We start from the raw sequence: 25365 nt of genomic DNA, 5'->3' as shown, positions 1-25365 counted from the left end.
CGGGCATAAAAAAACCGACCCCGGAGGGTCGGTTTTTTCGAACAGATCCGAAGATCTATTACTTGCGGCTGGCTTTGTCCAGCATACGCAGTGCGCGCTCGTTAGCCTCGTCAGCGGTCTGCTGGGCTTTCTGAGCGGCGGCCAGAGCTTCGTCAGCCTTGCGATAGGCTTCATCGGCACGGGCTTGAGCGCGAGCAGCGGCGTCTTCAGTAGCGGTCAGACGTGCTTCGGTTTCTTTCGAGTGGCTGCTGCAACCGGTGGCCAGAACAGCAGCCAGAGCCAGAGCAGAGAATTTCAGAACGTTGTTCATCGTGTTCCCCTTAAGGTGGACATTTCCATTAAAAGCAATCTCCCATGACTGGGAAATTAGCCGGACTACATAGTACCCATTACTTGTAGTAAGTAAACTGACCAAGCGCAAGTACGGCACTTTTTTTTCATGTTAGGTCGCTCTTCGCAGTAGTGCGAGGCCGATTTGGGCAAAAACTGTCCAATCTGGCAAAGGAGTGTTTCCAAAGTGCGTCAGGCAAGCTCCGAGGCCGCTTTCCGGCCTGTGGAACCAAGCTCTCAGATGACTGTCGACAATGGTCGAACAACTGTTTAATCGCCGTTGTGCATTTGTCCAACTGACAACTTGCAACTAGGTCGCAACAGGTGAAGAAAGTGTGAAGGGGAAAACGAAAAAGCCCGGCTAATTGCTTAGCCGGGCTTTTTCATGAATCTGGCGGTGAGGGAGGGATTCGAACCCTCGATACGATTTCTCGTATACACACTTTCCAGGCGTGCTCCTTCAACCGCTCGGACACCTCACCAGATTTCTCGACAGCGCTGTGTCTGTCGAGGCGCGCACTTTACTCAAAGGTTTCCTCCTTGGCAAATCTTTTTTGAAAATTTTTCCCAAGGGATTCATCGGCTTAAGAAGCACGGCCGGGATCGCGGGTACACTGGTGCCTTCTGATCCTCGGGAGAGCGCATGGCCAGCTGGGACGTTTTCTGCAGCGTAGTCGACAACTATGGCGATATCGGCGTCACCTGGAGACTGGCTCGCCAACTGGCCGGCGAACATGGCCAGCAGGTACGGCTATGGGTCGACGATCTGTCTGCCTTCGTGCGCATCTGCCCGGCGGCCGATGGCGCGGTCGAATCGCAGCGCCAATCCGGTGTGGAGGTACGCCTGTGGCCGAAGCCCTGGCAGGACTCTCACGTGGCGGATGTGGTGGTCGAGGCCTTCGCCTGCGAAATGCCGCCTGCCTATATAGAAGCGATGAAGCAACGCCGGCAGCCGCCACTGTGGCTGAACCTGGAGTATCTCAGCGCCGAGCCGTGGGTCGAGTCCTGCCATGGCTTGCCATCGATGCAGGTCAGCGGTTTGCAGAAGTACTTCTACTTCCCCGGTTTCACTCCGGCCACCGGCGGGCTGTTGCGCGAGAACGATCTGATTGCCCGGCGCGACGCGTTCCAGGCCGACCCGGCGGCCAGCCTTCGATTCCTCGAAAGTCTTGGCGTGCACCCGCATGCCCATGAGCGGCGCATCTCCCTGTTCGCCTATGAAAATGCCGCGCTGGGCAGTTGGCTCGACGCATTGGCCGCCAACTCCGACAGCACTTTGTTGCTGGTGCCCGAGGGCAGGGTGCTGGCCGATGTCGAGCGCTGGGCGCAGAGAACATTGAAAGCAGGGGAGCAGTTCCAGCGCGGAGCCCTGCGCCTGCAGGTGCTGCCCTTCGTGCGCCAGGAAGACTATGACTCGCTCCTGTGGAGTTGCGATGTCAACGCGGTGCGTGGTGAGGATTCCTTCGTGCGGGCGCAGTGGGCGGGGCGGCCATTCGTCTGGCACATCTACCAGCAGGATGACGATATTCACCTGGAGAAGCTGCAGGCCTTCCTGGCTCTGTTCGGTGACGGGATGAGCGAACCGCTGCGGACCGAGCTGATGGCGTTCTGGATGGCCTGGAACGGCCAGGGCGATGCCGGGGAAGCCTGGCGAAAGCTGGAAAGCCGGCTGCCGGAGTGGTCCGCGTGGATTGGCAATTGGCAACAGCGACTGACCGAACAAACCGATCTTGCTGCGGGGCTGGTGCGTTTTTATACAAATTGGCTATGATATGGCCCCTGATTTTTGTCTCCAATCCAATCGGATAATCGTATGAAAACCGCACAAGAGTTCCGCGCTGGCCAGGTTGCCAACATCAATGGCGCCCCCTGGGTCATCCAGAAGGCCGAGTTCAACAAGTCCGGCCGTAACTCCGCGGTCGTCAAGATGAAGCTGAAGAACCTGCTGACCGGTGCCGGCACCGAGACCGTGTTCAAGGCCGACGACAAGCTGGAGCCGATCATCCTCGATCGCAAGGAAGTGACCTACTCCTACTTCGCGGACCCGCTGTATGTCTTCATGGACACCGAGTTCAACCAGTACGAGATCGAGAAAGGCGATCTGGAAGGCGTGCTGACCTTCATCGAAGACGGCATGACCGACGTCTGCGAAGCCGTCTTCTACAACGAGAAAGTCATCTCCGTTGAACTGCCGACCACCATCGTTCGCGAAATCGTCTACACCGAGCCGGCTGTCCGTGGCGACACCTCCGGTAAAGTGATGAAGACCGCTCGCCTGAAGAACGGTGCTGAAGTCCAGGTTTCCGCCTTCTGCGAAATCGGCGACTCGATCGAAATCGATACCCGCACTGGCGAGTACAAGTCCCGCGTCAAGGCCTGAGCCTGATTCGAGACACAAAAAAGCCCGGCTGATGCCGGGCTTTTTCATTTCTGGCGTTCTGGATTGTCGGCGCTGGTGTCAGACGCTGACGTTCAGGCGCACATCGATGTTGCCGCGGGTGGCGTTGGAGTAGGGGCAGACCTGGTGGGCCTTGGCGACCAGGTCTTCAGCCTCGGCCTGGTCCAGGCCCGGCAGGTTGATGTTCAGCTCGACTTCCAGGCCGAAACCGCCGGGGATCTGGCCGATGCCGACCTTGCCGGTGATCGAGGCGTCCGCCGGAATCTGTTTCTTGCTCTGGCTGGCGACGAACTTGATGGCGCCGATGAAGCAGGCCGAGTAGCCAGCGGCGAACAGTTGTTCCGGGTTGGTGGCTTCGCCACCGGCGCCGCCCAGTTCACGCGGGGTGGTCAGTTTCACGTCGAGGATGCCGTCCGAGGAAACGGCACGGCCGTCGCGGCCTCCGGTGGCGGTAGCGGTGGCGGTGTAGAGGGCTTTGATGGTTTGCATGGTGGTCTCCGGTTCGCTGTCAGGTAAGTCTGGTTGAGAATGTCTTGCTGCTTAATATCTTGTGCGCTAAGTAGTTCGTGAGATGAAAGTTAGTTCTATTTAATTTAGTGCGCAAGATAATTATTGGAAGATTTCTGACTAAGTGACCTGCAGCTTGGGCATAAGCCCCGATTCACGGGGCTTGCAGATGCCCGCGCAGGTCCACGAGCTCCTCCTGGAGTCGCTTCAGACTGTCCAACGTTAGACCGCTGCTGGCCAGGATGCAGGCCGGAATGCGCTCCGCCTGTCGGCGCAGTTCCCGGCCCTTGTCGGTCAGGCGCAACTGCACGACGCGCTCGTCTGCCTGGCTGCGGGTGCGGGTGATCAGGCCTTCGGCTTCCAGCCGCTTGAGCAGCGGCGTGAGCGAGCCGGGGTCGGTGAGCATGCGCGAGCTGATCTCGCCCACGGTGATGCCGTCTTCTTCCCAGAGCACCAGCATGGCGATGTACTGCGGGTAGGTGAGCCCCAGTTCCTGCAGCAAGGGCTTGTACACCTTGGTCATCTGCAGGGACGTGGAGTAGAGGGCGAAGCACAGCTGGTTATCCAGCTTGAGGGCTTCGCAGGTCGGGTCTGGCTTGGTCATGGCGTGCTCCCGGATGGGCGCTCGAGGCGAAGAGGTGATTGCGCATTAATTTAGCGCGATGGTTAATTCTTGAACAGCGCTTCCTCCAGTGCCGTGTCCCAGGGGGGAGGGAAACCGAAGCGTTTCAGCAGGAACGCCAGCAGTCGTTCGCTGCGCGGGTGGGTGCCGCGTTGCAGGCGCAGCGCGTGGATGACGCCTGGCTCAGGCTCGGGGAGGCCGTTCTCGCAGAACAGAGGCAGCAACTGGCCGCTGATCAGGTACTCACTGCACAACCATGTCGGCAGGTGCGCCAGGCCGATGCTCTGCAGCGCGCCTTCCACCAGTGTTTCCGCATTATTGGCGGTCATGCGCAAGCGGCGCGGCCGAAGCTGCTGCAGCCTGCCATCGATGAGGAAGCGCCACGCCAGTGCCGGGGCCAGGCCTTCCCAGTCCAGGCCGATGTGCTCCGGCAATTCCAGGGGGGAGGCAGGCCTGCCATGGTGCTGCAGGTAGGCGGGGCTGGCGCAGACGATCCGCCGCATGGACGCCAGGCGCGTGGCGACCAGGCGGCTGTCGGGCAGCGTGCCGATGCGCAGGACCAGGTCGACCTGGCCGAGATTCTCCCCGCGGGTGTCGGTGAAGCTGTCGATCAACCGCAGTTGCACGTCCAGGCCGGGGTTGGCAGTGAGGAAGTCGACCAGCGCCGGCGCGAGATGGCGACGACCGAAAGGAACCGGGGCGTCGATGCGGATCAGGCCTTCCGGCGCGGTGCTCAGGGACACGGCCTCCGCTCGCGCCTGACGCAGTTCGCTGACGATCCGCCGTGCCCGCTCGGCGAAGGCCAGCCCCGCCGGCGTGGCGCGCACGTTGTGGGTGCTGCGCACGAGCAGGGTCGATCCCAGCCCCTGCTCCAGGGAATCCATGCGCCGCGCCACGGCGGAAGGAGTGAGCTGGCGCAGGCGGGCGGCAGCGGAAAAGCTGCCGTTGTCGAGCACGTCCAGGTAGAGATCGAGCTGATCTTCGAGGTTGGAGGGCGTCATGGCATTCATTGGCTATGCAAGAAAGGCAAAGCCATTGTGCAGCGCTTTGCGTTTCCCATCCAGACGGGCTTTTCTAGCATGGACGCACTGTTGTGGAGGTGCGTGATGTGGGATCTGGTCGTGGACTTTCTGCTCGGCGTCGTGCTGGGCAGCCTGGGCGGGCTGTTCGGTATCGGTGGCGGGCTGCTGGCGATTCCGGCTCTGGGTGTGCTGTTCGGGCTGGACCAGCAACTGGCGCAGGGCACCGCGCTGGTGATGGTGGTGCCGAACGTGCTGCTGGCCATCTGGCGTTACCACCAGCGCAATCGCATCGACTTCGCCCAGGCCGGCGTGCTGGCACTGACTGGCCTGGTCTGCGCGTTCTTCGCTTCCAGCATTGCCGTCAACTTGGATGCCCGCAGCATGCGCACGGCCTTCGTGGTTTTCCTGGTGCTGTTGGCGCTGTACCTGCTGGTGCGCCTGTTCCAGCGTGTGCCGCAGGGTGGCAGCACGCCGCGCTACGGCCTGCCGTGGATGGGCGTGCTGGGGCTGGGGGCTGGATCGCTGGGTGGCCTGTTTGGTGTGGGCGGTGGCGTTCTGGCGACGCCGGTGCTGACCTCGGTGTTCGGCCTGACCCAGGTGATTGCCCAAGGCCTCGCGCTGGCGCTGGCGGCGCCCAGCACGGGCGTGGCGCTGGCAACCTACGCGGTGCACGGCCACGTGGACTGGCGCATGGGCAGCGCGCTGGCGCTGGGCGGCCTGGTGAGCATTTCCTGGGGCGTGCGGCTGGCCCACGCGTTGCCCGAACGTCAGCTGCGCATGGCCTTCAGTGCCTTCCTGATCGTCTGCGCAGTGCTGCTGGCGGTGCGCTGAGTCCCAGCGTGTTGATAGTCAGGACTTGAACCCCTCGACTATGTACTCGGCGAGCTTGTCGGTCACCGGCGTCATCTTCTGTCCACGCAGCAGCACGATGCTGGCGTTGGGCAGCACCGGTAGCCCTTCGTCTTCGCCGATGATGCGCAGGTTGCCGGTCAGCAGGCTGCGCAGCTGCGCGGTCACCGCCAGTCCGGCATTGGCCACGGCGAACAGGGCCGACAGGCTCGGGCTGCTGTAGGCGATGCGGTAGTCCACTTCCATCGCCTCCAGGGCATTGCAGGCCCAGGCGCGGCAGAAGCAGGCGGTGTTGAACATCGCCAGTGGCAGCGGGCGCTGGTCCTGCGGGCAGAAGCTCTCGGCGGCCATCCAGACGAAGTCTTCCTGGCGCAGCAGCTGGCCGATCTCGGTGCCCGGCTCGCGGGTGACGATGGACAGGTCGAGGTCGTTGCGCATCAGCAGTTGCGCCGACGAGTCGCAATGCACCTCGACCTGCACCAGCGGGTAGGCCTCGGCGAAGCGCGAGAGGATGCTGGGCAGGAAGCGCATCACATAGTCGTCCGGGGTGCCGATCTTCACCGAGCCGACCATGTGCGGCTGGCGGAAGGTGTTGAACACCTCGCCCTGCAACCGCAGGATGCGCCGCGCGTAGCCCAGCAGGATCTGGCCTTCCGGCGTCAGGCGCACCTGGCGGCCGTCGCGCTCGAACAGGCTGCGTTCCAGCACGTCTTCCTCCAGCCGTTTCATCTGCATGCTCACCGCCGACTGGGTGCGGTTGACCATCTCGGCGGCGCGGGTGAAGCCGCCGTGGTCGGCAATGGCGACGAAGGTGCGCAGCAGTTCGCTGTCGATGCTGGGGAAGCTGCTCATTCATCAATCTCCGAGATGGGTTGCATAAGAATGATTCGTTGGATTGATCTTAGCGCGAGCAGGAAACTGCATCCAACCCCACAGGGAGGAAGCAAGATGAAAGGTCAAATCGGTTTCGTAGCAGCGTCCTACCATGTTCACAAAATCGCGGCCGTACCGCTGTGGAAGCGCGCCGTGCAACGTGTCCTGCATTGGCACGAACTGGCCCGCCAGCGCCGTGAGCTGGCGACCATGAGCGATGAAGCGCTCAAGGACATCGGCCTGAGTCGCGCCGATATCCAGCAGGAAGTCGAGCGCCCGTTCTGGGCCGACTATGTTCGTCGTTGAGCCTGCCGGGCGGCACGGACCCTCACCGTGTCGCCCGCTCTTGCAAGTCTGATCAGCGCCATGACAAGGAAGCCCATGTCCACGCATTACCACCTCGCCCAGGTCAACATCGCCAAGGCCCGCGCCCCGCTGGATCATCCCCTGATGAAGGGATTCGTTGACCAGCTCGACCATATCAATGCCCTTGCCGAGCGCAGCGCGGGTTTCGTCTGGCGCCTGCAGACGGAGGAGGGCGATGCCACCTCCATCCGCGTCTTCGACGACCCGCTGATCATCGTCAACCTGTCCGTCTGGGAGTCCGTGGAGGCGTTGAAGGAGTACGTCTACAGCGGCGAGCACCTGCAGGTGCTGCGCAGCAAGCGTGACTGGATGGAGCGCCTGTCTTCGCCGAGCCTGGCGCTCTGGTGGTTGCCCGCAGGCGACCTGCCGGACGTGCAGATGGCCCGCGAACGCCTGGAGCGGCTGCAGCTGGAGGGCCCTTCGGCGGAGGTCTTCACTTTCGCCCGACCATTCCCGGTGCCCGGATCGCTGGCCGAGCCGGCCTGATGCAGCCAGGCGCAGCAATAGGCGTTAGGCTCTAGGGCTTGCCCCGTCCTGGAGTCCACGATGCCGACCGTAGAATCCCTGTCCCTCAAGCAAGCCCGACGCCTGGCCCTGGCCGCCCAGGGCTTTGCCCTGCGCAGGCCCGGCGGCGAGGTGCAGCGCCGCCATGTGCGCAGCCTGCTGGAGCGCCTGGGTGTGCTGCAGATCGATTCGGTGAACGCGCTGGTGCGCTCGCATTACCTGCCGTTGTTCTCGCGCCTGGGCAACTACTCGCCGACGCTGCTGGAAGAGGCGGCCTGGAGCGGCGGGCGGCATCGTCGCCTGTTCGAATACTGGGGGCACGAAGCCTCGCTGCTGCCGCTGGAGCTGTATCCGCTAATGCGCTGGCGTATGCGCCGTGCCGCTGAAGGTCGGGGAATTTATCAGCAACTGGCGCGCTTCGGGCGTGAGCGGCAGGGGGTGATCCAGCGGGTGCTCGATGCCGTTCGCGAGCAAGGCGCGCTGGGTGCCGGCAGCCTGACTACCCGCGAGGAACGTGCCGGCCCCTGGTGGGACTGGAGCGAGGAGAAACATGCGCTGGAATGGCTGTTCGCCGCGGGCGAAGTGACGGTCGCCGGGCGGAAGGGATTCGAGCGGCTCTATGATCTGCCTGAGCGCGTGTTGCCGTCGGCCCTGCTGGCTCAGCCCGAGCTGGACGAAGCCGAGGCGCAGCGTCAATTGCTGCTGCATTCGGCGCAGGCGCTGGGTGTGGCCACCGAGAAGGACCTGCGTGATTATTTCCGCCTGGACCCCGCGGACAGCAAGGCGCGGCTGGCAGAGTTGGTGGAGGCGGGCGATCTGCTGGTCGTACAGGTTCAGGGCTGGCAGGCGCCGGCCTATTGCCTGGCGGATCCGGTCATTCCGCGCAAGGTGCGCGCCAGCGCCTTGCTTTCGCCCTTCGATTCACTGGTCTGGGAGCGCGCCCGCACTGAGCGGCTGTTCGATTTTCGTTATCGCCTGGAGATCTACACGCCGCAGCACAAGCGCGTTTACGGCTACTACGTGCTGCCTTTCCTGTTCAACGAGCACCTGGCCGCGCGGGTCGACCTGCGCTCCGATCGCGCCGCGGGAAAGCTGGTGGTGCATGCCGTCCACGAAGAGGAAAAGGGATTGGGTGAAGAGGGCCACGCCGCGTTGGCGCAGCAATTGAACGAGATGGCGCGCTGGCTGGGGCTCGAACGGGTGGCAGTGAACTGCCAGCGGCCCTCGGGCGAGCGTCTGCAGGGGCTGCTGGCGCAAGCCTGAAACGAAACGGGCCTCTGCAGAGGCCCGTCCGTGATCACTTGCCGCTGGCGATGCGTTTGCGGATGTGGTCCGCACGCTGCTGCGAGCCGGGGTGGGAGTCGAACATGCTGCTCTCCTGGCCGCCGCTGAGCTTGGCCAGCTTGTCGAAGGCGCTGGCCAGGCCATTGAGGTCGATGCCGCGCTTCTTCAGCAGGTCGAAGGAGTAATCGTCGGCCGCCGACTCCTGGGACTGGGAGAACTGCGCGTTGACCAGCGCTTCACCGATTTCACCCAGCTGCGATTGCGACAGGGCTGCGACGGTAGCATTCCCCGAAGCCGCAACGGCACCGCGGGCGGCGGCGGTTGCGTAGGCCGTTTGGGTGGCCTTCTTCACGTGGCCGAGGGCGACGTGGCCGATCTCGTGGCCGAGCACGCCTTCCACTTCGTTGTCGTTCATCAGGTCCATCAGGCCGGAGTAGACGCGCACGCAGCCGTTGGCCATGGCGAAGGCGTTGATGTCTTCGGTGAGGTAGACCTTGTAGTTGATCGAGGTGCCGGTCAGCGGGTTGCCCAGGGCGGCGGCGATCTTGTCCAGGCGCTGTGCGTAGGGGCTGGAGGCCGGGGCGATCTGGGCTTCGGCATCCTGCTTGGCACAGGCTTCGTCGGCGACCTGCTTGATCTCGGCATCGCTGAGGGTGGCGGCCTTCATGGCCATCATGCCCGACTGCACGAGGCTGTCGGTGTTCATGTTCTGGCAGCCGGAGAGCGCGGCGCTGGCGCCGATCAGCAGGGCGAGGAGGGAGCGGTGCAGTTGCATCGGGAATCTTCCTTGGTTGGCGGTTTCCATGGCGCGGCGGCTGCCGCGCGGGGCGCCACTCTAGGTAGGCGCCCGGTTACCGTCAATTGCGGGAAGTGCTCTCAGGTGTTTGCTGAGACGCGTGTCCGGTTCAGCGACGGACCTGCTTCAGGGTTTCGGCGATGAGGAAGGCCAGCTCCAGCGACTGGTCCGCGTTCAGGCGCGGGTCGCAATGGGTGTGGTAGCGATCGCTGAGGCCGGCCTCGGTGATCGGCCGCGCACCGCCGATGCATTCGGTGACGTTCTGCCCGGTCATCTCGATGTGGATGCCGCCGGCGTAGCTGCCCTCGGCCCGGTGTACTTCGAAGAACTGCCGGACCTCGGCGAGGATGCGCGCGAAGTCGCGGGTCTTGTAGCCGCTGGAAGCCTTGATGGTGTTGCCGTGCATGGGGTCGGAGCTCCACAGCACCTGCTTGCCCTCGCGCTGCACGGTCTGGATCAGGCGCGGCAGGCCGTCACCGACCTTGTCGGCGCCCATGCGTACGATGAGGTTGAGGCGGCCGGGCTCGTTGTCCGGGTTGAGGATGTCGATCAGGCGGATCAGCTCCTCGCTGTCCATGCTCGGGCCGACCTTCACGCCGATGGGGTTGCCGACGCCGCGGAGCATTTCGACGTGGGCGCCGTCGAGCTGGCGGGTGCGGTCGCCGATCCACAGCATGTGCGCGGAGCAGTCGTACCAGCCGCCGGTGAGGCTGTCGCGGCGGATGAAGGCTTCCTCGTAATTCAGCAGCAGCGCTTCATGGGCAGTGAAGAAACTGGTTTCGCGCAGTTGCGGGGCGGTATCCAGGCCGCAGGCACGCATGAAGGCGAGGGTTTCGTCGATGCGGTCGGCCAGTTGCTGGTAGCGCTCGGACAGCGCCGAGTTGGCGATGAAGTCGAGGTTCCACTGATGCACCTGGTGCAGGTCGGCGAAGCCGCCATTGGCGAAGGCGCGAAGCAGGTTCAGCGAGGCCGTGGACTGGTGGTAGGCCTGCAGCAGGCGGTCCGGGTCCGGCACGCGGCTTTTCTCGTCGAAGCCGATGCCGTTGACGATGTCGCCGCGGTAAGCCGGCAAGGTCACGCCGCCGATGGTTTCATCGCCGGAGGAGCGCGGTTTGGCGAACTGGCCGGCCATGCGGCCGACCTTCACCACCGGGCAGCCGGCAGCGAAGGTCATCACCACGGCCATCTGCAGCAGCACCTTGAAGGTGTCGCGGATCTTTGCCGCGGAGAACTCGGCGAAGCTCTCGGCACAGTCGCCGCCCTGCAGCAGGAAGGCGCGGCCAGCGGTGACCTCGGCGAACTGTCGGCGCAACTCGCGCGCCTCGCCGGCGAATACCAGCGGCGGGAAGCTGGCGAGGGTGCGTTCGACCTCGCTCACGCGGTTCGCGTCGGGGTAGGCGGGCTGTTGCTGGATCGGTTTGCTTCTCCAGCTATCGGGGCTCCAGGGCAGGCTCATTGGCGGGTCTTCGCGGCTGTGGACGGTATCCGCCCATGGTATCAGCTCGGCATTTGGCCCGCGCGAGGTCGCCGTGGCGGTTTGCGCTGGAAAAGAAGGGACATCCTTGTCCTGGGGAACACTGGTGGCGATCAGCCGCCCGCGCAGCGCGCAGGTGCGCGCTGACGCAGGAATACCGACGAAAGACAGTGACGGTTGGCGGACTCGCGAAGGGCGCTACGCTGGCGCATGCTCGGTTGTGCCTCTTGGGCTGTTATTCTTGCGGCTTTGCCGACCGGGCGGTCGTGGGTGGCCGTCTTGATTCGAAGGATTATTGCGTGCGCGAGCCCCTGTATTTCAATGGCAATCCGTGCCGTTCGCCGTATCCGGCGAGCCGCATTGCCATGGCTGTTTCCTCCCGGAGCCAGTGATGAGCGAGGAACTGTTGAGCGAAGAGTTGCTGATCGTCGAGGAGCGCGATGACTTCGGCGTGATCCGTGTCGTGGAAAGCGGTGCCTTCCGCTACCTGGAGTTCGGCGACGAGGTCGAGCAGAGCTGTGTGCTGATGGGCGATCCGAGCTGGCTGGAGTACGACTACTCCCGCGCCATGCTGGTCGGCGCGCTGTGCCATCCGCGTCCGCGCCGCGCGCTGTTCCTCGGTTTTGGTGCCGGCAGCCTGACTCAGGCCTGCCTGAAATACCTGCCGCTGGACGAAGTGGAAGCCATCGAGTTGCGCCCGTCCATCCCGCGCCTGGCCCGTGAGCACCTCGGCCTGGCGGACGATGAGCGCCTGAACCTGCGCATCGGCGACGCCGTGCAGGAGTTGGCCGAGTGCGAGCCTGCCGACCTGATCTTCCTCGATCTCTATACCGATACCGGACCCGCGCCGGCGCACATCGGCTGGGACTTTCTCGGCGCCTGCCGCGAACGCCTGCGGCCGGGTGGCTGGCTGGTGATCAACCAGTGGAGCACCGACGACGGCCGGCCCCTGGGGGCCGCGCTGCTGCGCGGACGCTTCAACCGGCATTACTGGGAATGCCCGGTGCCCGAAGGCAACGTGATCGTCTTCGTCCCCGCCGAACTGGATCAGGAGCTGAACCTGCGCGGCCTGAAGAAGCGTGTCGGCCAGCTTGAACCGAAGCTGGGCTATTCGCTGCGCACCTACATCGAGTCACTGCGCCCGGCGCAGTGACTCTCTGCATGGGTATCCATCAGGGAATCTGGTAGCTGAAGGCGAAGTTCAGCCGCGGGCTGCGCTCGTTGTTGTCCAGGGCCCGGTCGCCGAAGGGTTTGGCCACTTCCATCGACACCAGGTAGTGCTTGCGGTCGGAGAAGCGCACGCCCAGCGCCGCGGAGCCGAGCTTGCCTTCGTTCAGACCGTCCTGGTTGTAGCGGGTACGCGCAGTGTCGACGACGAAGTAGGGCTGGATCTGGTTGAGCACCACACTCTGCCGCAGGAAGGAATAATTCACCTCGTAGGCGGCGCCCCAGCCCTTGTCGCCGGTGGCCTGGTCGTCGGGGTAGCCGCGGCCGAAGTTGCTGCCGCCGTAGGTGACCTGCTCGGAGTCCGGCAGCACGTCGTCGCTCCACTGGAAGGCGGCGGTCACCACGCCCTGCCAGTTGGAGCCGAACTGATCCTGCTGGGCGCCGTAGCCGAGCAGGCGGGTGAAATTCTTCTTGATCGGATCCGGCGTCTCCGCACCCATGCCGTTGAGGCCCTGGTAAACCGCCACACTGCCGGCTCGCACGCGCTTCTCGGCGAATTGCTGGACGACGGTTTCGATCCCCACCACGCGCAGCTTGCTCTTCTGCTCGATGCGGAAGGGAATGGCCGGGTAGACCAGGTCGTAGCGGCTGGTGTCGTTCACCGTATAGCCGCGCAGGTTGAGGTCCCAGGTCAGGTCGCGGCGCAGCACCAGCGGAATCCCCAGGCCAGCGCTGACCCGCTCGTTCTGCCGCTTGCGCTCGAACTCCAGGCCGCTGGCCAGGCGCAGGTTCTCGCCCGGGCGCGAGTTGTACTTGCTGTAGCCGGCGAGCAGTTGCAGGCCGTTGTCCCCCAGCAGTTGGCTGTAGTTCCAGGCGCGGTAGTACTCGTGATCGTCTCCCGGCGGGTAGAGGTAGCTGAACTGCAGTTGCTCGCCCCAGCCGAGCATCGACATCACCTCGGCGTTGAACAGCCCGCGCTGTTCGCCACGGCGCGAGTCGAGGTTCATGCCGGTGTCGAAGCGCTTCTGCTTGCCCGCCAGCTCCAGCACGGCGCCGCCGTCGGCGGTGGTGGGCGGGTTGAGCGCCATGGCCATCTGCATGCCGGGCACCCGGCTCATCAGTACGCTGAAGCGCTCGAAGCTTTCGCGGCTCAGGGGTTTTTCCGCTTTCAGCTTCTCGATCCAGCGGTCCACGCGCATCTGGTGCACGCCCAGGTCGCCCGCAGCGCGGACCTGGCTGATGTGGCCCTCGACCAGCACGATCCGCGCGACGCCGCTGCCAAAGTTCTGGTTGGGCACGTAGGCGAAGGAGATGAAGTAGCCGTCATCCTGGTAGCGCTGGGTGATGGCCTTGGCCGCCGCCACCAGCTCGCTGACCTGGATGGTGCGCTTGGTCAGTGGTTCCAGTAGCGGTTTCCATGTCTCGACGGGGTAGTGCTTGCCGCCGGCCAGTTCGATGCGCTTGATGCGGATGCGCTGCTGGAGTACCTGGCCGGGCTGGCTGGCTGAAGGTTCCGGAGCTGTGACCTTGGGGGCCTTGGGGCGAATGTCGCCGCCAGGAAGGTTGGGGCGGGGGAGGGTCTGTTCGATATCGGAGCCGGGAAGCTGGATCGGGCGCTCGGCCCAGGCGAAGGGTGCAGCCAACAACAGGGGAAGGACAGCGAGTCTGCGCATCTGGCTCCTCCATGAGACCGATCTTCTTATTAAAAGACCAGGAGCCGTGGGCGGCTCCTGGTTACTACAGTATGGGCGTAAATCGGATTATTGCTTGGGCGTACCGATCGCCAATCCACCGCCCAGTCCGCCGGTCACACCACCCAGCGCGCCACCCACGGCGCCCAGCGTATTGCCCAGCAGGCCTCCCTGGCCGCTGGTACCGCCAGTCGTACCGGCACCGGCCCCGACTGCCACACCCGAACCCTGGCTGTTGCTGCCGATGCCCACGCCTGCCCCGGCGACCAGGCCGCCGCCACCGGTGAGGCTGCTGGTCAGGCCGCCGACGGTTCCGGCCACGCCGTTGACCAGGCCGCCGACCGGGTTGCTGCCGCCAGTGGCGCCGCCGAGGGATCCGGTGATGCCGCCGACTGCGCCGGTCACACCGCTGACCAGGCCACCCACCGGGTTGCTGCCGCCGGCAGCGCCGCCGAGGGAGCCGGTGATGCCGCCGACTGCGCCGGTCACACCGCCGGTCACACCGCCGACCAGGCCGCCCACCGGATTGCTGCCACCGGCAGCGCCGCCCAGGGAACCGGTGATGCCGCCGACTGCGCCGGTCACACCGCTGACCAGGCCGCCCACCGGATTACTGCCACCGGCAGCGCCGCCGAGGGAACCGGTGACACCGCCGAGCAGACCGCCGCCCGGGTTGCTGCCGTTGACCAGGCCGCCGGCAGAACTGACTGCCTGACCCGCATTGCTGACGATTCCGCCGACCGGGGCCAGCGCCGGATTCTGGCTGGCGACCTGGTTGCCTGTCTGGGTCACAACGCCGCCGACGGTGGTCAACAGGTTGTTCACCGGTGCTCCCAGTCCGGTGGCGGCACCCACGCCGCGAGTGGTTCCTTCGATGTTGCCGACCAGGCCGGCGGTGGTGCCGCTGAGCTGGGTGGTCAGTTGGCTCAGCGGGCCGGTGGTGACCGCGCCGCTGAGGGAGTCGCCGAGCATGGTGATCTTGCCGCCGACACCATCCACCAGGCCGCCCACCTGGCCGGTCAGGCCGTTGAGCGGGGTATTGGCGAGCACCGGGGCATCGCCGATGGCCGCCACGGTGTCGCCCAGGCTGCTCACGGCGCCGCCGGTATGGCTCACCAGGCCGGTTACGCCAGCCACGGTAGTGCCCACTGCGTTGGGGTTGTTGCCCAGTTGGCCGAGGCCATTGGTGACGCCGGTGCCGACGCTGTCCACCCCGGCGCCGACTTCCTGAACCAGGTTGCCGGCATTCTGCGTGACACCGTTGCCCAGGATCGGCAGGTCGACGGTTTTCACCACGGCCCCCACGGTGCCCACGGTGTCACCGACATTGGAGACCGCTTCGCCGGTGTTGGTCAGGATGTTGCCGGTGGTGCTGGCGGGCGGAGTGGTGGTGCCGCCGCCATCGGTACCGCCACCGTCCGTGCCGCCACCGCCAGTTCCGCCGGTCCCGCCGGTACCGCCAGTTCCTCCGGTGCCGTCGGTGCCACCGGTTCCTCCAGTACCACCAGTGCCGTCGGTACCGCCAGTACCGCCAGTGCCACCGGAACCATCGCCGCCGGCGCCGCTGTCGGCGGGTTGCTCGGAACTGCTGCCGGAAGAATGGTGGCTGCTGCCGCCCTTGCTGCTGCAACCTTGCAGGGAGAGGGCAACGACGAGAAGGGAAAGCGCGAAAACACGGATCGGGCCAGACATGAGAAGTTCCTCCATGAGAACGTCAGTCAGCGGGCTGCCCGGTCGGTATCCGGCGCGTCGCTGAGCTGCTCTGGAGTCAGTTCTAGAGGTTTGTTTTCAGGCGCGAAATTGGAACTTGTATATAGTCGTTTTGTGACTTTCAACTATCTGATTTTAAAGTGAAAACTAAAGGATTAAGACCGCCCGTCAGAGATTTTTAATACCTTGGATATAGCGCTTTTCGCACGATGGTCCCGTTTTGCTTTTTCCGGGAGCGTTCATTTGCCCAGAAATCGACCCTCGCGGCGCTCCAGCATGGCATTCAAACCCTCTTTCGCGTCCTCGGTGGAGAGCAGTTCGCTGGCCATGGCCGGCAGCAGTCTTGCGGCTGCCTCCTCGCCTTCGTCGAGGCTTCTCCGAGCCGAGGCCAGGGTGGCGCGGATGCCCAGCGGCGCCTGGGCGGCAACGCGCTGGGCCAGCCAGAGGGCCCGGGGCATCAGCTCTTCCGGCGCGGTGACCTCCTGCACCAGGCCTATGCGATAGGCCTCGTGGGCATCGAAGGGGTCGCCAGTCAGCAGCCAGCGCATCGCGTTACCCCAGCCGGCCACCTGGTGCATGCGCAAAGTGGCCCCGCCGAAGGGAAATATGCCGCGCTGCACTTCGAGTTGGGCGAAGCGCGCGTTGCTGGCGCAGAGGTTGATGTCGGCGGCGAGCATCAATTCGATGCCCAGGGTGAAGCAGTAGCCCTGCGCCGCGACCAGCAAAGGCTTGGTCAGGCGCCGCCCGCCGAAGGTACCCCAGGGGTCGGCGGAGCCTTCGGGCATGCTCCAGCCGGTACGGAAGGTTTCGCCGATGCTGGCCAGGTCCAGGCCGGCGGTGAAGTGGTCGCCGTGGGCGAACACCAGCGCGCAGCGCAGCTCGTCGTCGCGCTCGTACTCGCCGAAGGCCAGCACCAGTTGGGTGAGCATCTCCAGGTCGAAGGCGTTGCGCTTCTCGACCCGGTTCAGGCCCAGCAGCAGGACATGGTCATGGCGTTCGACTGTGATACGCGGTTCGCTGCTGGCGGTCATTGGCGGGCTCCGGTCGGGTGGCTTGCACGGTATAGCCGGCAGGGGCGGGGTTGTCCACGGGACGACCGTTCGCCGGTCGTGTTCCGAAAAGAAACACATTGGTCAGGATTTTCCGGTATGATACGCGCCGGCCAAACGCTGGCCTCGTTTCGGATCCCGCATTTTTCCGCAGCTTACACGCTCGGGCTGTGCGTCCGCTGTGCGGACTTCCTTGACGCATTCTTCCAATCTTCATTTCGCAAATCCCCGCTTCCAGCTGCCTGGGTGACTTTATCGTCGTACAGGGCATGCGCAGCTCGGCTATTGGGTCTTTGCGGATGTACTTAGAGGCAAAACCCATGACCCAGGAAACCGCCGGCTTCGCCGCGCTCGGTCTTCACCCCAATGTTCTCGCTGCCATTGCCGCTGTCGGTTATGAAGAGCCGTCGCCGATCCAGGCCCAGTCGATCCCGGTGATCCTCGAAGGCCACGACATGATCGGCCAGGCCCAGACCGGTACTGGTAAAACCGCCGCGTTCGCGCTGCCGTTGCTTTCGCAGATCGACCCCGGCCGCCGCGTTCCGCAGGTGCTGGTACTGGTACCGACCCGCGAGCTGGCCCTGCAGGTTGCCACTGCTTTCGAAACCTATTCCAAGCAGATGCCGGGCGTCGGCGTCATTGCCGTCTACGGTGGCGCCCCCATGGGCCCGCAGCTCAAGGCCCTGCGTCAGGGCGCCCAGGTCGTGGTCGCCACCCCGGGCCGCCTGTGCGACCACCTGCGCCGCGACGAAAATCTGCTGTCCACCGTCAAGAGCCTGGTGCTCGACGAAGCGGACGAAATGCTCAAGCTCGGCTTCATGGATGACCTCGAAGTGATCTTCGAAGCCATGCCGTCCAGCCGTCAGAGCGTGCTGTTCTCCGCGACCCTGCCGGCCTCGATCCGCAGCATCGCCGAACGCCACCTGAAAGAACCCAAGCACGTCCGCATCGCCGCCAAGACCCAGACCGTCGCCCGCATCGAGCAGGTGCACCTGATGGTCCACGCCGACCAGAAGCCGGCGTCGATCCTGCGCCTGCTGGAAGTCGAACAGTTCGACGCCCTGATCGGCTTCGTCCGCACCAAGCAGGCCACCCTGGATATCGCCGAGCTGCTCGAGCGCCAGGGCTACCGTGCCGCCGCGCTGAACGGCGATATGCCGCAGGCGCAGCGTGAGCGCGTGATCGAGTCCCTGAAGGATGGTTCGCTGGACATCGTCATCGCCACCGACGTTGCCGCTCGCGGCCTGGACGTGGCGCGCATCACCCACGTGCTCAACGTGGACATGCCCTACGATCCGGAATCCTACGTGCACCGTATCGGCCGTACCGGCCGTGCCGGCCGCGAAGGTCGCGCCCTGCTGCTGGTGACCCCGCGCGAGCGCCGCATGCTGCAGGTGATCGAGCGCGTGACCGGGCAGAAGGTCGGCGAAGTTCGCCTGCCGGACGCCGAGACCGTGCTGGAAGCCCGTCTGAATCGCCTCGCTACCGGCCTGCAACCGCTGCTGGCCAACGCCGTGGCCAACCGTGGCGCCGTGCGCGACGAGCTGTGCCGTCGCCTGGGTACCGACATGGACACCCTGGCCGCCGTGCTGCTGGCCAAGCTCACCGAAGGCAAGGCGCTGGACCTGGAATCGGTCCGCCGCGAACAGCCGCTGACCCCGGCCGCCCCGCGCGAGCGCAGCGGTGACCGTTACGAGCGCAGCGAACGTGGCGATCGCCCCGAGCGCGGCGACCGTCCGGAGCGCAGCGGCCCGCCCCGCACCATGGCTCCGCCGTCGGAAGGCAAGGCCCGCTGCCGTACCGCCCTGGGCGCCCGTGATGGCGTGCAGGCGAAGAACCTGCTGGGCGCCATCCTCAACGAGGGCGGCCTGTCTCGCGAGGCCATCGGCCGTATCCAGATCCGCGAGACGTTCAGCCTGATCGAGCTGCCGGAAGAGAACCTCGAGCGTCTGCTGACCAAGCTCAAGGACACTCGCGTTGCCGGTAAGGCCCTGCGCCTGCGCCGTTACCGCGAAGACTGATTCGTCAGTCTCTCGTGAATGAAAAAGCCCCGCCTTGGCGGGGCTTTTTCATTTCCGGTATTTGCCCGGTTCAGATCTTTAGGAGCGAGCTTGCTCGCGAACTTCTCGCGGCAGCTTCGGAGTTGGGCGGTTCGCGAGCAAGCTCGCTCCTACAAAGGCGGTGCAGACTTAGTCGAAGCGGTAGATATCCATCCCCAGCGCGCCAAGCGTGAAGCCGGCGTGCTCCACCGTCATCGCAGAACCACCGGCGCCGCGGGCGAAATACAGCGGAAGCAGGTGCTCGTCGCGTGGGTGGTTGCGTATCGCGTAGGGAGCCTGCCGGCGATAGTCGAACAAGGCGGCTTCGTCGTCGGCTTCCAGGCGCGCCACCATCCAGTCGCGGAACGCCTTGGCCCAGGGGGTGATCACCTCGGGGCCTGCGTGCCAGTCCAGTTCGCCCAGGTTGTGGGTGATGCTGCCTGAGCCGATCAGCAGGATGCCTTCATCGCGCAGCTTGCGCAGGGCAGCGCCGACCCGGTGCTGCATGGGGGCGCCGAGGCGGCTGGGCAGGGACAACTGCACGACGGGGATATCGGCTTCCGGGTACATCAGGCTCAGCGGCACCCAGGCGCCGTGGTCCAGCGGGCGTTCGGGGTCGAGGGTGGCAGGCAGGCCAGCCTCGGTCAGCAGTTCGGCGACCCGCTGCGCCAGCTCCGGCGAGCCGGTGGCCGGGTACTGCACGGCGTAGAGCTCGGGCGGAAAGCCGTAGAAGTCGTGCCAGGTGTCCGGCATGGGCGAGGCGGTGATGCGCAGGTCCGGGGTTTCCCAGTGGGCGGAGACCACCAGGATGGCTTTCGGGCGTGGCAGCTCGCGGGCTAGGCGCTTCAAGGGCGCATCACTGGCGCCGGGGTCCAGGGCCAGCATGGGGGAGCCGTGGGAGATGAACAGGGCAGGGAGCATGGCGAACCTCGCTACTTGAATGTCCCTATGTTCACGCGGATAAAGATCGATATCCAGTATAGGTTTTTGACGAAAATGATCGGCATGATCGATTGTTTATCTGTGCTCATTCCCTTGAATGACATCGCTGCCGAAGTGCCAACTCGGTTGCAGAGTCGTGGAGTCAGCGACCAGGAATCGCTTTGGCAGGATGTCAGTCGGACTATGCGTTAGAGTTTGCGGAAATTTCCGAAACAGATGGCGAATTCAGCTATGCAGCAAGGCGAACAAGTCCTGATGCTCGAGATCGGCGACTGCCTCCGTCTGGAGGACGGCACCGAAATCTGCGTGCAGCGGGTCCGCGGTGATCAGGTGCGGCTGAAGATCCTCGAGGCCGGAGAAAGTCAGCGCGAGCGGCGCGGCGCCTGGTGGCGCTCGCTGCTGCCCCGCGCTTTGCGCAGTGTTTGAGCAGGTGATCTATGCAGCATGAGTTCTGGCAGTCGCGCTGGGCGCGCAATGAAATCGGTTTCCATCAGCAGTCGGTGAACCCCGGCCTGCAGCGCAACTGGCCGGGCCTGGGGTTGCCCGAGGAGTCGCAGGTGCTGGTGCCGCTATGCGGCAAGAGCCTGGACATGCTCTGGCTGGCGCAATGGGGATATCGCGTGCTGGGAGTCGAACTGGCCGAGCGCGCCGCCGTCGACTTCTTCACCGAGCTGGGCGTCACTCCGCAGGTCACCGAGGATGGCGCGCTGCGCCGCTACAGCTTCGAGCGCCTGGAAATTCTCCAGGGCGATTTCTTCGATGTCACCGCTGAACAGGTAGCGGGGTGCAGCGCGCTGTACGACCGCGCGGCGCTGATCGCCTTGCCGCCGGACCTGCGCGCCGACTATGCGGCTCATCTGCAGCGCATCCTGCCGCCTCGCACGCGCGGACTGCTGGTGACCCTGGAATACCCGCAGGCCGAGATGGATGGCCCGCCGTTCGCCGTGCTGGCGAAGGAAGTGCACGAGCTCTTCGCCGAGGACTGGGAGGTGACGGAGGTGGAGCGCCTCGATGTGCTGGCGGAGAACCCGAAGTTTCTCAAGCGTGGTGTAGGACATCTGGACGAAGTGGTGTTTGCGCTGCGCCGGGGCTGAATCGCAGGCATGAAAAAGGGCGACCCGAGGGTCGCCCTTTTTTGTCGCGTCGAAGCTTAGCGGCCGGCGGCGCGCAGGGCCTCGATGCGCTCTTCCAGCGGCGGGTGGCTCATGAACAGGCCGGCGAGGCCATGCTTGAGGTTGCCGTTGATGCCGAAGGCCTGCAGCGAGTCGGGCATCTGCACCGGCACACCCTGTTCGGCGCGCAGGCGTTGCAGGGCGGCGATCATCGCGCCGGTGCTGGCGAGGCGGGCGCCGGCTTCGTCGGCGCGGTATTCGCGTTTGCGCGAGAACCACATGACGATGATGCTGGCGAGGATGCCCAGGACCAGCTCGGCGAAGATGGTCGCGACGAAGTAGCCGATGCCCGGGCCGTCCTCGTTCTTCAGGATCACCTTGTCGACGAAGTTGCCGAAGATGCGCGCGAAGAACATCACGAAGGTGTTCACCACGCCCTGGATCAGCGCCAGGGTGACCATGTCGCCGTTGGCCACGTGGCCGATCTCGTGGGCGAGTACGGCTTTCACCTCTTCAGGCGAGAAGCGCTCCAGCAGGCCCTGACTGACCGCGACCAGCGCGTCGTTGCGGTTCCAGCCGGTGGCGAAGGCGTTGGCCTCGTAGGCGGGGAAGATACCCACTTCCGGCATCTTGATGCCGGCTTCGCGGGACAGCTCTTCCACGGTCTGCAGCAACCACTGTTCGTGGCGGGTGCGCGGTTGGCTGATGATCTCGGTGCCGGTGCTCATCTTCGCCATCCACTTGGAGATGAACAGCGAAACCAGGGAGCCGGCGAAGCCGAAGACGGCGCAGAAAATCAGAAGGCTACCGTAATTCTGGCCGGTGAATCGGTCCACGCCGAGCAGTTTCAGGGTGATGCTGGCGATCACCAGAACTGCCAGGTTGGTGGCCAGGAACAACAGGATGCGCATCATGGCGTATAGCTTCTCCTCACGGTGACGGGGTGAAAGCCGCCTTGGAATGCGGCTTTCCGGATCGCCGGGCGCAACGCGCTCGGGATCGCTGAATAGTATGCGGGGTATATACGGATGGCCCCCAGGCGATTCAACTCGGGGACTATTTCAACTTGTGTCGCCTGCCCGGACTACGGGCGCCCCAGGTCGCTCTCGAAGAGTAGACGGGTCAGCCGGGCGATGCGTTCCCCGTGCCGACTGGCCAGTGCTTCACGCAGCTGGTTGGCCAGCGTGGCCTGGTCGCGGCGCACGCTGGGCGGCAGTTCCTGGTCGTCGCGCACAGCATGGGGGACGAGGCGGGTCAGGCGCAGGAAGGCCTTTTCGCTGAGGACCGCCTGGTCCAATGCTTCGTAACGAATGGTTGCCTCGAAGCGCAGGTAGCCTTCTTCGGCCAACCACAGCAGCGCGCCCAGGCAACTCTGGTGGCGGGTGCTGGGCAGGCCGAACTCGTCGGGCTCTTCCCGGCCGATCAGGTCCTCGACATAGAGGGCGATCTTGCGCGGGAAGGCCTGGTAGAGCGTCAGCAGGCCGCCGGCTGCGTCCTTGTAGAAGTCGTCGATCTGCAGATCCATTTATGCGCTGGGATTCACTGGCGATGATTTATTGGCGATAGGTTTTCAGGAAGGTACCAATGCGCCCGATGGCCTGTTCCAGGTCATCGAGTCGAGGCAGGGTAACCACCCGGAAGTGATCCGGCCAGGGCCAGTTGAAAGCAGTGCCCTGAACGATGAGCAACTTCTCGGAAAGCAGCAGATCGAGGACGAACTTCTCGTCGTTGTGGATCGGGCAGACCTTCGGGTCGATGCGCGGGAAGGCATACAGCGCGCCCATGGGCTTCACGCAGCTGACGCCGGGGATGTCGTTGAGCAGTTCCCAGGCGCGGTTGCGCTGCTCCAGCAGCCGGCCGCCCGGCAGCACCAGGTCGTTGATGCTCTGGTAGCCGCCCAGCGCCGTCTGGATCGCGTGCTGGCTCGGCACGTTGGCGCACAGGCGCATGTTGGCGAGGATGTCCAGGCCTTCGATATAGCTCTGTGCCTTGTGCTTGGGTCCTGAAATGGCGATCCAGCCGGAGCGGAAGCCCGCTACCCGGTAGGACTTGGACAGGCCGTTGAAGGTCAGGCAGAGCACGTCCGGCGCCAGCGACGCGGTGGAGATGTGCTGGGCCTCGTCGTAGAGGATCTTGTCGTAGATCTCGTCGGAGAAGATCACCAGGTTGTGCTGGCGCGCCAGCTCGACGATGTCCAGCAGCACTTCCTTGGAGTAGACCGCGCCGGTGGGGTTGTTCGGGTTGATCAACACCAGGGCCTTGGTATTGCTGGTGATCTTCGCCTTCATGTCGGCGACGTCGGGGAACCAGCCGGCCTGCTCGTCGCAGAGATAGTGCACCGGCTTGCCGCCGGAGAGGGCGACCGAGGCGGTCCACAGCGGGTAGTCGGGCGCCGGAATCAGCACCTCGTCACCGTTGTTGAGCAGCGCCTGCAGGGCCATGACGATCAGTTCGGACACGCCGTTGCCCAGGTAGATGTCCTCGATGCCGACGCCTTCCACCTGCTTCTGCTGGTAGTACTGCATTACCGCCTTGCGCGCGCTGAACAGGCCCTTGGAGTCGCTGTAGCCCTGGGCGGTGGGCAGGTTGCGGATGACATCCTGGAGGATTTCATCCGGTGCCTCGAAACCGAACGGCGCCGGGTTGCCGATGTTCAGCTTGAGGATGCGATGGCCTTCCTCTTCCAGGCGTTTGGCGTGCTTGAGCACGGGCCCGCGAATGTCGTAGCAGACGTTGGCGAGCTTGTTCGATTTGGTGACCTGCATGATCTGGGATTCCGAAATAGTCCGCGGCCGGCGACTTGGCAGGCTGTAACGCGGGTGACAGACTGGCGTCAAATGATGGGTTCGGAAGTGCTTTTCCCTGGTATCGACCCTGAAAATCGACAGGAAAACAGTGGATTTCTCGAAAAAGTAGAGTTTTTAAGGCTTTTCTATCGCGAGAATGTCTCTGTGCGGCAGATTCTGAACCTGACGTTAACCACGCGCATCATACGTGCGGCCCGATTCCCGGAAAAGGAGGTATCGGGCATTTTTTCCATTAATGGAGGTAGATCGATGGAAAAGCTGGAAAAGCCCCTGGATTCCTGGCGTGACGAACTCACCGACGAGCAGTTCCATGTCTGCCGTCTGGGCGGCACCGAGCGCGCCTTCACCGGCGAATACCACGACACCAAGACACCCGGCATCTACCACTGCGTGTGCTGCGGTACCGCGCTGTTCGATTCCGACGCCAAGTACGACTCCGGCAGCGGCTGGCCGAGCTACTTCCAGCCGGTCAACGGCGAAGTGGTGAAGGAGTTGGAAGACTTCAGCCATGGCATGCATCGCATCGAAGTGCGCTGCGGCAAGTGCGATGCGCACCTGGGCCACGTCTTCCCCGACGGCCCACGGCCAACCGGGCTGCGCTACTGCATCAATTCGGCGTCGTTGAAGTTGGTGCCGAAAGCGTGAACCCAAGGCCCGCCACCGAGCGGGCCTTTTTTTGCTTTTTGTAGGAGCGAGCTTGCTCGCGAACCCGCCCAGTTCGGTTGCCGCCGGAACATTCGTTCGCGAGCAAGCTCGCTCCTACAGGGTGATGGTGAGGCATTCAGTGGGTGATTAGTGATCAATTAAATTGCATGCAATTTAATTGATCACTACTATTAAATTTCCCACTTCCCCCGGAGCCATGTCCGATGAGCGATGCACTGCTGAACATTCCCGTGACTACCATCAAGGGCGAACAGAAGACCCTCGCCGATTTCGGCGGCAAGGCGTTGCTGGTGGTGAATACCGCCAGCCAGTGCGGCTTCACTCCGCAGTACAAGGGGCTGGAGAAGCTCTGGCGGCAGTACAAGGACAAGGGCCTGGTGGTGCTCGGTTTCCCCTGCAACCAGTTCGGCAAGCAGGAGCCCGGTAACGAAGGGGAAATCACCCAGTTCTGCGAGTTGAATTTCGGCGTGAGCTTCCCGCTGTTCAAGAAGATCGACGTCAACGGCGCCGAGGCCCACCCGCTTTATGTGCAACTGAAGAAGCGCGCGCCGGGCCTGCTGGGCAGCCAGGGCATCAAGTGGAACTTCACCAAGTTCCTCATCGGCCAGGATGGCAAGGTGATCAAGCGCTTTGCCCCGACCACCAAGCCCGAGCAACTGTCCGCCGAGATCGAAGCGCTGCTGTGATGAAAGATGCTGTATCCCTGCCCGCAGAGCTGCAACTGGACAACCAGCTGTGCTTCCGCCTGTACGCCGTGTCCCGCGCGGTGATCCGTGGCTACCGGCCGATGCTCGAAGCGCTCGGCCTGACCTACCCGCAGTACCTGGCCATGCTGGTGCTCTGGGAGTGGCAGGCCGAGCCGCCGGAACAGCCTTCGGTGAAGGCTCTGGGCGAGCGGTTGATGCTTGACTCCGGCACCCTTACGCCGCTGCTCAAGCGCCTGGAGCAACTGGGCCTGGTGCAGCGCCGTCGCGCGCAGGATGACGAGCGTGAGGTGCACCTGGGCCTGACGGCGGAGGGGGCTGCGTTGCGCGATAAGGTGCTGCCGCTGCGTGAGGAACTGCTGTGCCGCAGCGGTATCGATCTGAGCGTCACCGATGGCCTGCGCGAGCAGTTGGACGGCCTGCTGTGGCAATTGACCCAGCTGGGCGCCTGAA

27 protein-coding genes and 1 tRNA gene are annotated in these 25365 nt (G+C 64.3%); 13 read left to right on the top strand and 15 right to left on the bottom strand.

What is annotated here, in order from left to right; genetic code table 11:
• Window positions 1-58: 58 nt before the first annotated feature.
• Window positions 59-310: an outer membrane lipoprotei OprI gene (gene oprI / locus G4G71_RS19515; protein WP_017517003.1), complete on the bottom strand. Its 252-nt coding sequence runs from the start codon at window positions 308-310 to the stop codon at window positions 59-61.
• A 412-nt stretch (window positions 311-722) separates the two neighbouring features.
• Window positions 723-812: transfer RNA gene (locus G4G71_RS19510), tRNA-Ser, on the bottom strand.
• A 161-nt stretch (window positions 813-973) separates the two neighbouring features.
• Between G4G71_RS19510 and earP the strand changes: the two genes are divergently transcribed.
• Together earP and efp are read left to right on the top strand one after the other, a co-directional pair.
• Window positions 974-2101 carry an elongation factor P maturation arginine rhamnosyltransferase EarP gene (gene earP, locus G4G71_RS19505; protein WP_169939610.1) on the top strand — a complete coding sequence of 376 codons (1128 nt, stop codon included), beginning with the start codon at window positions 974-976 and terminating at the stop codon, window positions 2099-2101.
• Between the two features lie 42 nt (window positions 2102-2143).
• Window positions 2144-2710 (top strand): elongation factor P, encoded by a 567-nt coding sequence (gene efp / locus G4G71_RS19500; RefSeq protein WP_045211459.1) that lies wholly within the window; start codon window positions 2144-2146, stop codon window positions 2708-2710.
• Between the two features lie 78 nt (window positions 2711-2788).
• Here efp and G4G71_RS19495 read toward each other — a convergent pair whose 3' ends face one another.
• The 3 genes from G4G71_RS19495 to G4G71_RS19485 all read right to left on the bottom strand — a co-directional run bounded on the left by G4G71_RS19495 (window position 2789) and on the right by G4G71_RS19485 (window position 4858).
• Window positions 2789-3217 carry an organic hydroperoxide resistance protein gene (locus tag G4G71_RS19495; RefSeq protein ID WP_054909689.1) on the bottom strand — a complete coding sequence of 143 codons (429 nt, stop codon included), beginning with the start codon at window positions 3215-3217 and terminating at the stop codon, window positions 2789-2791.
• 172 nt (window positions 3218-3389) lie between these two features.
• The gene (locus G4G71_RS19490) at window positions 3390-3839 is read right to left on the bottom strand and encodes a MarR family winged helix-turn-helix transcriptional regulator (protein ID WP_169939609.1); all 450 of its coding nucleotides are present in this window, start codon (window positions 3837-3839) and stop codon (window positions 3390-3392) included.
• Window positions 3840-3901: 62 nt separating this feature from the next.
• The gene (locus G4G71_RS19485) at window positions 3902-4858 is read right to left on the bottom strand and encodes a LysR family transcriptional regulator (RefSeq protein ID WP_169939608.1); all 957 of its coding nucleotides are present in this window, start codon (window positions 4856-4858) and stop codon (window positions 3902-3904) included.
• Window positions 4859-4963: 105 nt separating this feature from the next.
• Between G4G71_RS19485 and G4G71_RS19480 the strand changes: the two genes are divergently transcribed.
• On the top strand, window positions 4964-5710 hold the full coding sequence (locus G4G71_RS19480; RefSeq protein WP_054909686.1) for a sulfite exporter TauE/SafE family protein: 747 nt from the start codon (window positions 4964-4966) through the stop codon (window positions 5708-5710).
• Window positions 5711-5728: 18 nt separating this feature from the next.
• Here G4G71_RS19480 and G4G71_RS19475 read toward each other — a convergent pair whose 3' ends face one another.
• The gene (locus G4G71_RS19475) at window positions 5729-6580 is read right to left on the bottom strand and encodes a LysR family transcriptional regulator (protein ID WP_024764539.1); all 852 of its coding nucleotides are present in this window, start codon (window positions 6578-6580) and stop codon (window positions 5729-5731) included.
• Window positions 6581-6676: 96 nt separating this feature from the next.
• Between G4G71_RS19475 and G4G71_RS19470 the strand changes: the two genes are divergently transcribed.
• The 3 genes from G4G71_RS19470 to G4G71_RS19460 all read left to right on the top strand — a co-directional run bounded on the left by G4G71_RS19470 (window position 6677) and on the right by G4G71_RS19460 (window position 8734).
• Window positions 6677-6907: a DUF1127 domain-containing protein gene (locus G4G71_RS19470; protein WP_169939607.1), complete on the top strand. Its 231-nt coding sequence runs from the start codon at window positions 6677-6679 to the stop codon at window positions 6905-6907.
• Window positions 6908-6982: 75 nt separating this feature from the next.
• Entirely contained in the window at window positions 6983-7453 is a 471-nt protein-coding gene (locus tag G4G71_RS19465) for a DUF3291 domain-containing protein (protein WP_169939606.1), read from the top strand.
• A 60-nt stretch (window positions 7454-7513) separates the two neighbouring features.
• Complete coding sequence (locus G4G71_RS19460; protein ID WP_169939605.1) at window positions 7514-8734, top strand: winged helix-turn-helix domain-containing protein; 1221 nt, start codon at window positions 7514-7516, stop codon at window positions 8732-8734.
• Window positions 8735-8768: 34 nt separating this feature from the next.
• Here G4G71_RS19460 and loiP read toward each other — a convergent pair whose 3' ends face one another.
• Window positions 8769-9530, bottom strand: coding sequence for a metalloprotease LoiP (loiP, locus tag G4G71_RS19455; RefSeq protein WP_169939604.1), 762 nt, complete (start codon window positions 9528-9530; stop codon window positions 8769-8771).
• 130 nt (window positions 9531-9660) lie between these two features.
• Window positions 9661-11007 carry a class II 3-deoxy-7-phosphoheptulonate synthase gene (locus tag G4G71_RS19450; protein ID WP_024764544.1) on the bottom strand — a complete coding sequence of 449 codons (1347 nt, stop codon included), beginning with the start codon at window positions 11005-11007 and terminating at the stop codon, window positions 9661-9663.
• Window positions 11008-11416: 409 nt separating this feature from the next.
• Here G4G71_RS19450 and G4G71_RS19445 point away from each other — a divergent pair, with 409 nt between their 5' ends.
• Window positions 11417-12178, top strand: coding sequence for a spermidine synthase (locus tag G4G71_RS19445; protein ID WP_169939603.1), 762 nt, complete (start codon window positions 11417-11419; stop codon window positions 12176-12178).
• Window positions 12179-12197: 19 nt separating this feature from the next.
• Here G4G71_RS19445 and G4G71_RS19440 read toward each other — a convergent pair whose 3' ends face one another.
• The 3 genes from G4G71_RS19440 to G4G71_RS19430 all read right to left on the bottom strand — a co-directional run bounded on the left by G4G71_RS19440 (window position 12198) and on the right by G4G71_RS19430 (window position 16624).
• Window positions 12198-13865, bottom strand: a complete 1668-nt coding sequence (locus G4G71_RS19440; protein ID WP_169939602.1) for a ShlB/FhaC/HecB family hemolysin secretion/activation protein — start codon at window positions 13863-13865, stop codon at window positions 12198-12200.
• An 87-nt stretch (window positions 13866-13952) separates the two neighbouring features.
• Complete coding sequence (locus G4G71_RS19435) at window positions 13953-15575, bottom strand: collagen-like triple helix repeat-containing protein (RefSeq protein WP_169939601.1); 1623 nt, start codon at window positions 15573-15575, stop codon at window positions 13953-13955.
• A gap of 257 nt (window positions 15576-15832) precedes the next feature.
• Complete coding sequence (locus G4G71_RS19430; protein ID WP_169939600.1) at window positions 15833-16624, bottom strand: crotonase/enoyl-CoA hydratase family protein; 792 nt, start codon at window positions 16622-16624, stop codon at window positions 15833-15835.
• A 338-nt stretch (window positions 16625-16962) separates the two neighbouring features.
• Here G4G71_RS19430 and G4G71_RS19425 point away from each other — a divergent pair, with 338 nt between their 5' ends.
• A complete protein-coding gene (locus G4G71_RS19425) occupies window positions 16963-18663 on the top strand; it encodes a DEAD/DEAH box helicase (RefSeq protein WP_169939599.1) in 1701 nt (566 codons plus the stop codon).
• 168 nt (window positions 18664-18831) lie between these two features.
• Here G4G71_RS19425 and G4G71_RS19420 read toward each other — a convergent pair whose 3' ends face one another.
• Complete coding sequence (locus G4G71_RS19420) at window positions 18832-19602, bottom strand: DODA-type extradiol aromatic ring-opening family dioxygenase (protein ID WP_169939598.1); 771 nt, start codon at window positions 19600-19602, stop codon at window positions 18832-18834.
• A 252-nt stretch (window positions 19603-19854) separates the two neighbouring features.
• Here G4G71_RS19420 and G4G71_RS19415 point away from each other — a divergent pair, with 252 nt between their 5' ends.
• Both G4G71_RS19415 and G4G71_RS19410 read left to right on the top strand, forming a co-directional pair.
• On the top strand, window positions 19855-20049 hold the full coding sequence (locus G4G71_RS19415) for a hypothetical protein (RefSeq protein ID WP_169939597.1): 195 nt from the start codon (window positions 19855-19857) through the stop codon (window positions 20047-20049).
• A gap of 11 nt (window positions 20050-20060) precedes the next feature.
• The gene (locus G4G71_RS19410) at window positions 20061-20717 is read left to right on the top strand and encodes a thiopurine S-methyltransferase (RefSeq protein WP_169939596.1); all 657 of its coding nucleotides are present in this window, start codon (window positions 20061-20063) and stop codon (window positions 20715-20717) included.
• 56 nt (window positions 20718-20773) lie between these two features.
• On the opposite strand, the gene htpX is transcribed toward G4G71_RS19410, so the two are convergent.
• The 3 genes from htpX to G4G71_RS19395 all read right to left on the bottom strand — a co-directional run bounded on the left by htpX (window position 20774) and on the right by G4G71_RS19395 (window position 23500).
• Complete coding sequence (htpX, locus tag G4G71_RS19405) at window positions 20774-21649, bottom strand: protease HtpX (protein ID WP_169939595.1); 876 nt, start codon at window positions 21647-21649, stop codon at window positions 20774-20776.
• 170 nt (window positions 21650-21819) lie between these two features.
• The gene (locus G4G71_RS19400; protein ID WP_169939594.1) at window positions 21820-22260 is read right to left on the bottom strand and encodes a hypothetical protein; all 441 of its coding nucleotides are present in this window, start codon (window positions 22258-22260) and stop codon (window positions 21820-21822) included.
• A 28-nt stretch (window positions 22261-22288) separates the two neighbouring features.
• Window positions 22289-23500: a pyridoxal phosphate-dependent aminotransferase gene (locus G4G71_RS19395; RefSeq protein ID WP_169939593.1), complete on the bottom strand. Its 1212-nt coding sequence runs from the start codon at window positions 23498-23500 to the stop codon at window positions 22289-22291.
• 291 nt (window positions 23501-23791) lie between these two features.
• On the opposite strand from G4G71_RS19395, the gene msrB reads away from it, so the two are divergent.
• The 3 genes from msrB (at window position 23792) to G4G71_RS19380 (ending at window position 25364) form a co-directional block, all read left to right on the top strand.
• Window positions 23792-24187, top strand: coding sequence for a peptide-methionine (R)-S-oxide reductase MsrB (msrB, locus tag G4G71_RS19390; RefSeq protein WP_045211413.1), 396 nt, complete (start codon window positions 23792-23794; stop codon window positions 24185-24187).
• 224 nt (window positions 24188-24411) lie between these two features.
• Window positions 24412-24894 carry a glutathione peroxidase gene (locus G4G71_RS19385; protein WP_017516977.1) on the top strand — a complete coding sequence of 161 codons (483 nt, stop codon included), beginning with the start codon at window positions 24412-24414 and terminating at the stop codon, window positions 24892-24894.
• Window positions 24894-25364, top strand: a complete 471-nt coding sequence (locus tag G4G71_RS19380; protein ID WP_169939592.1) for a MarR family winged helix-turn-helix transcriptional regulator — start codon at window positions 24894-24896, stop codon at window positions 25362-25364. Before G4G71_RS19385 ends, G4G71_RS19380 begins: the two co-directional genes overlap by 1 nt.
• Window position 25365 lies beyond the last annotated feature (1 nt).

The organism is Pseudomonas multiresinivorans (assembly GCF_012971725.1).
GTDB classification, from domain to species: domain Bacteria; phylum Pseudomonadota; class Gammaproteobacteria; order Pseudomonadales; family Pseudomonadaceae; genus Pseudomonas; species Pseudomonas multiresinivorans.
Note: the sequence above shows the minus strand (reverse complement) of the source record. Positions and strands in the feature narration are given on the sequence as shown.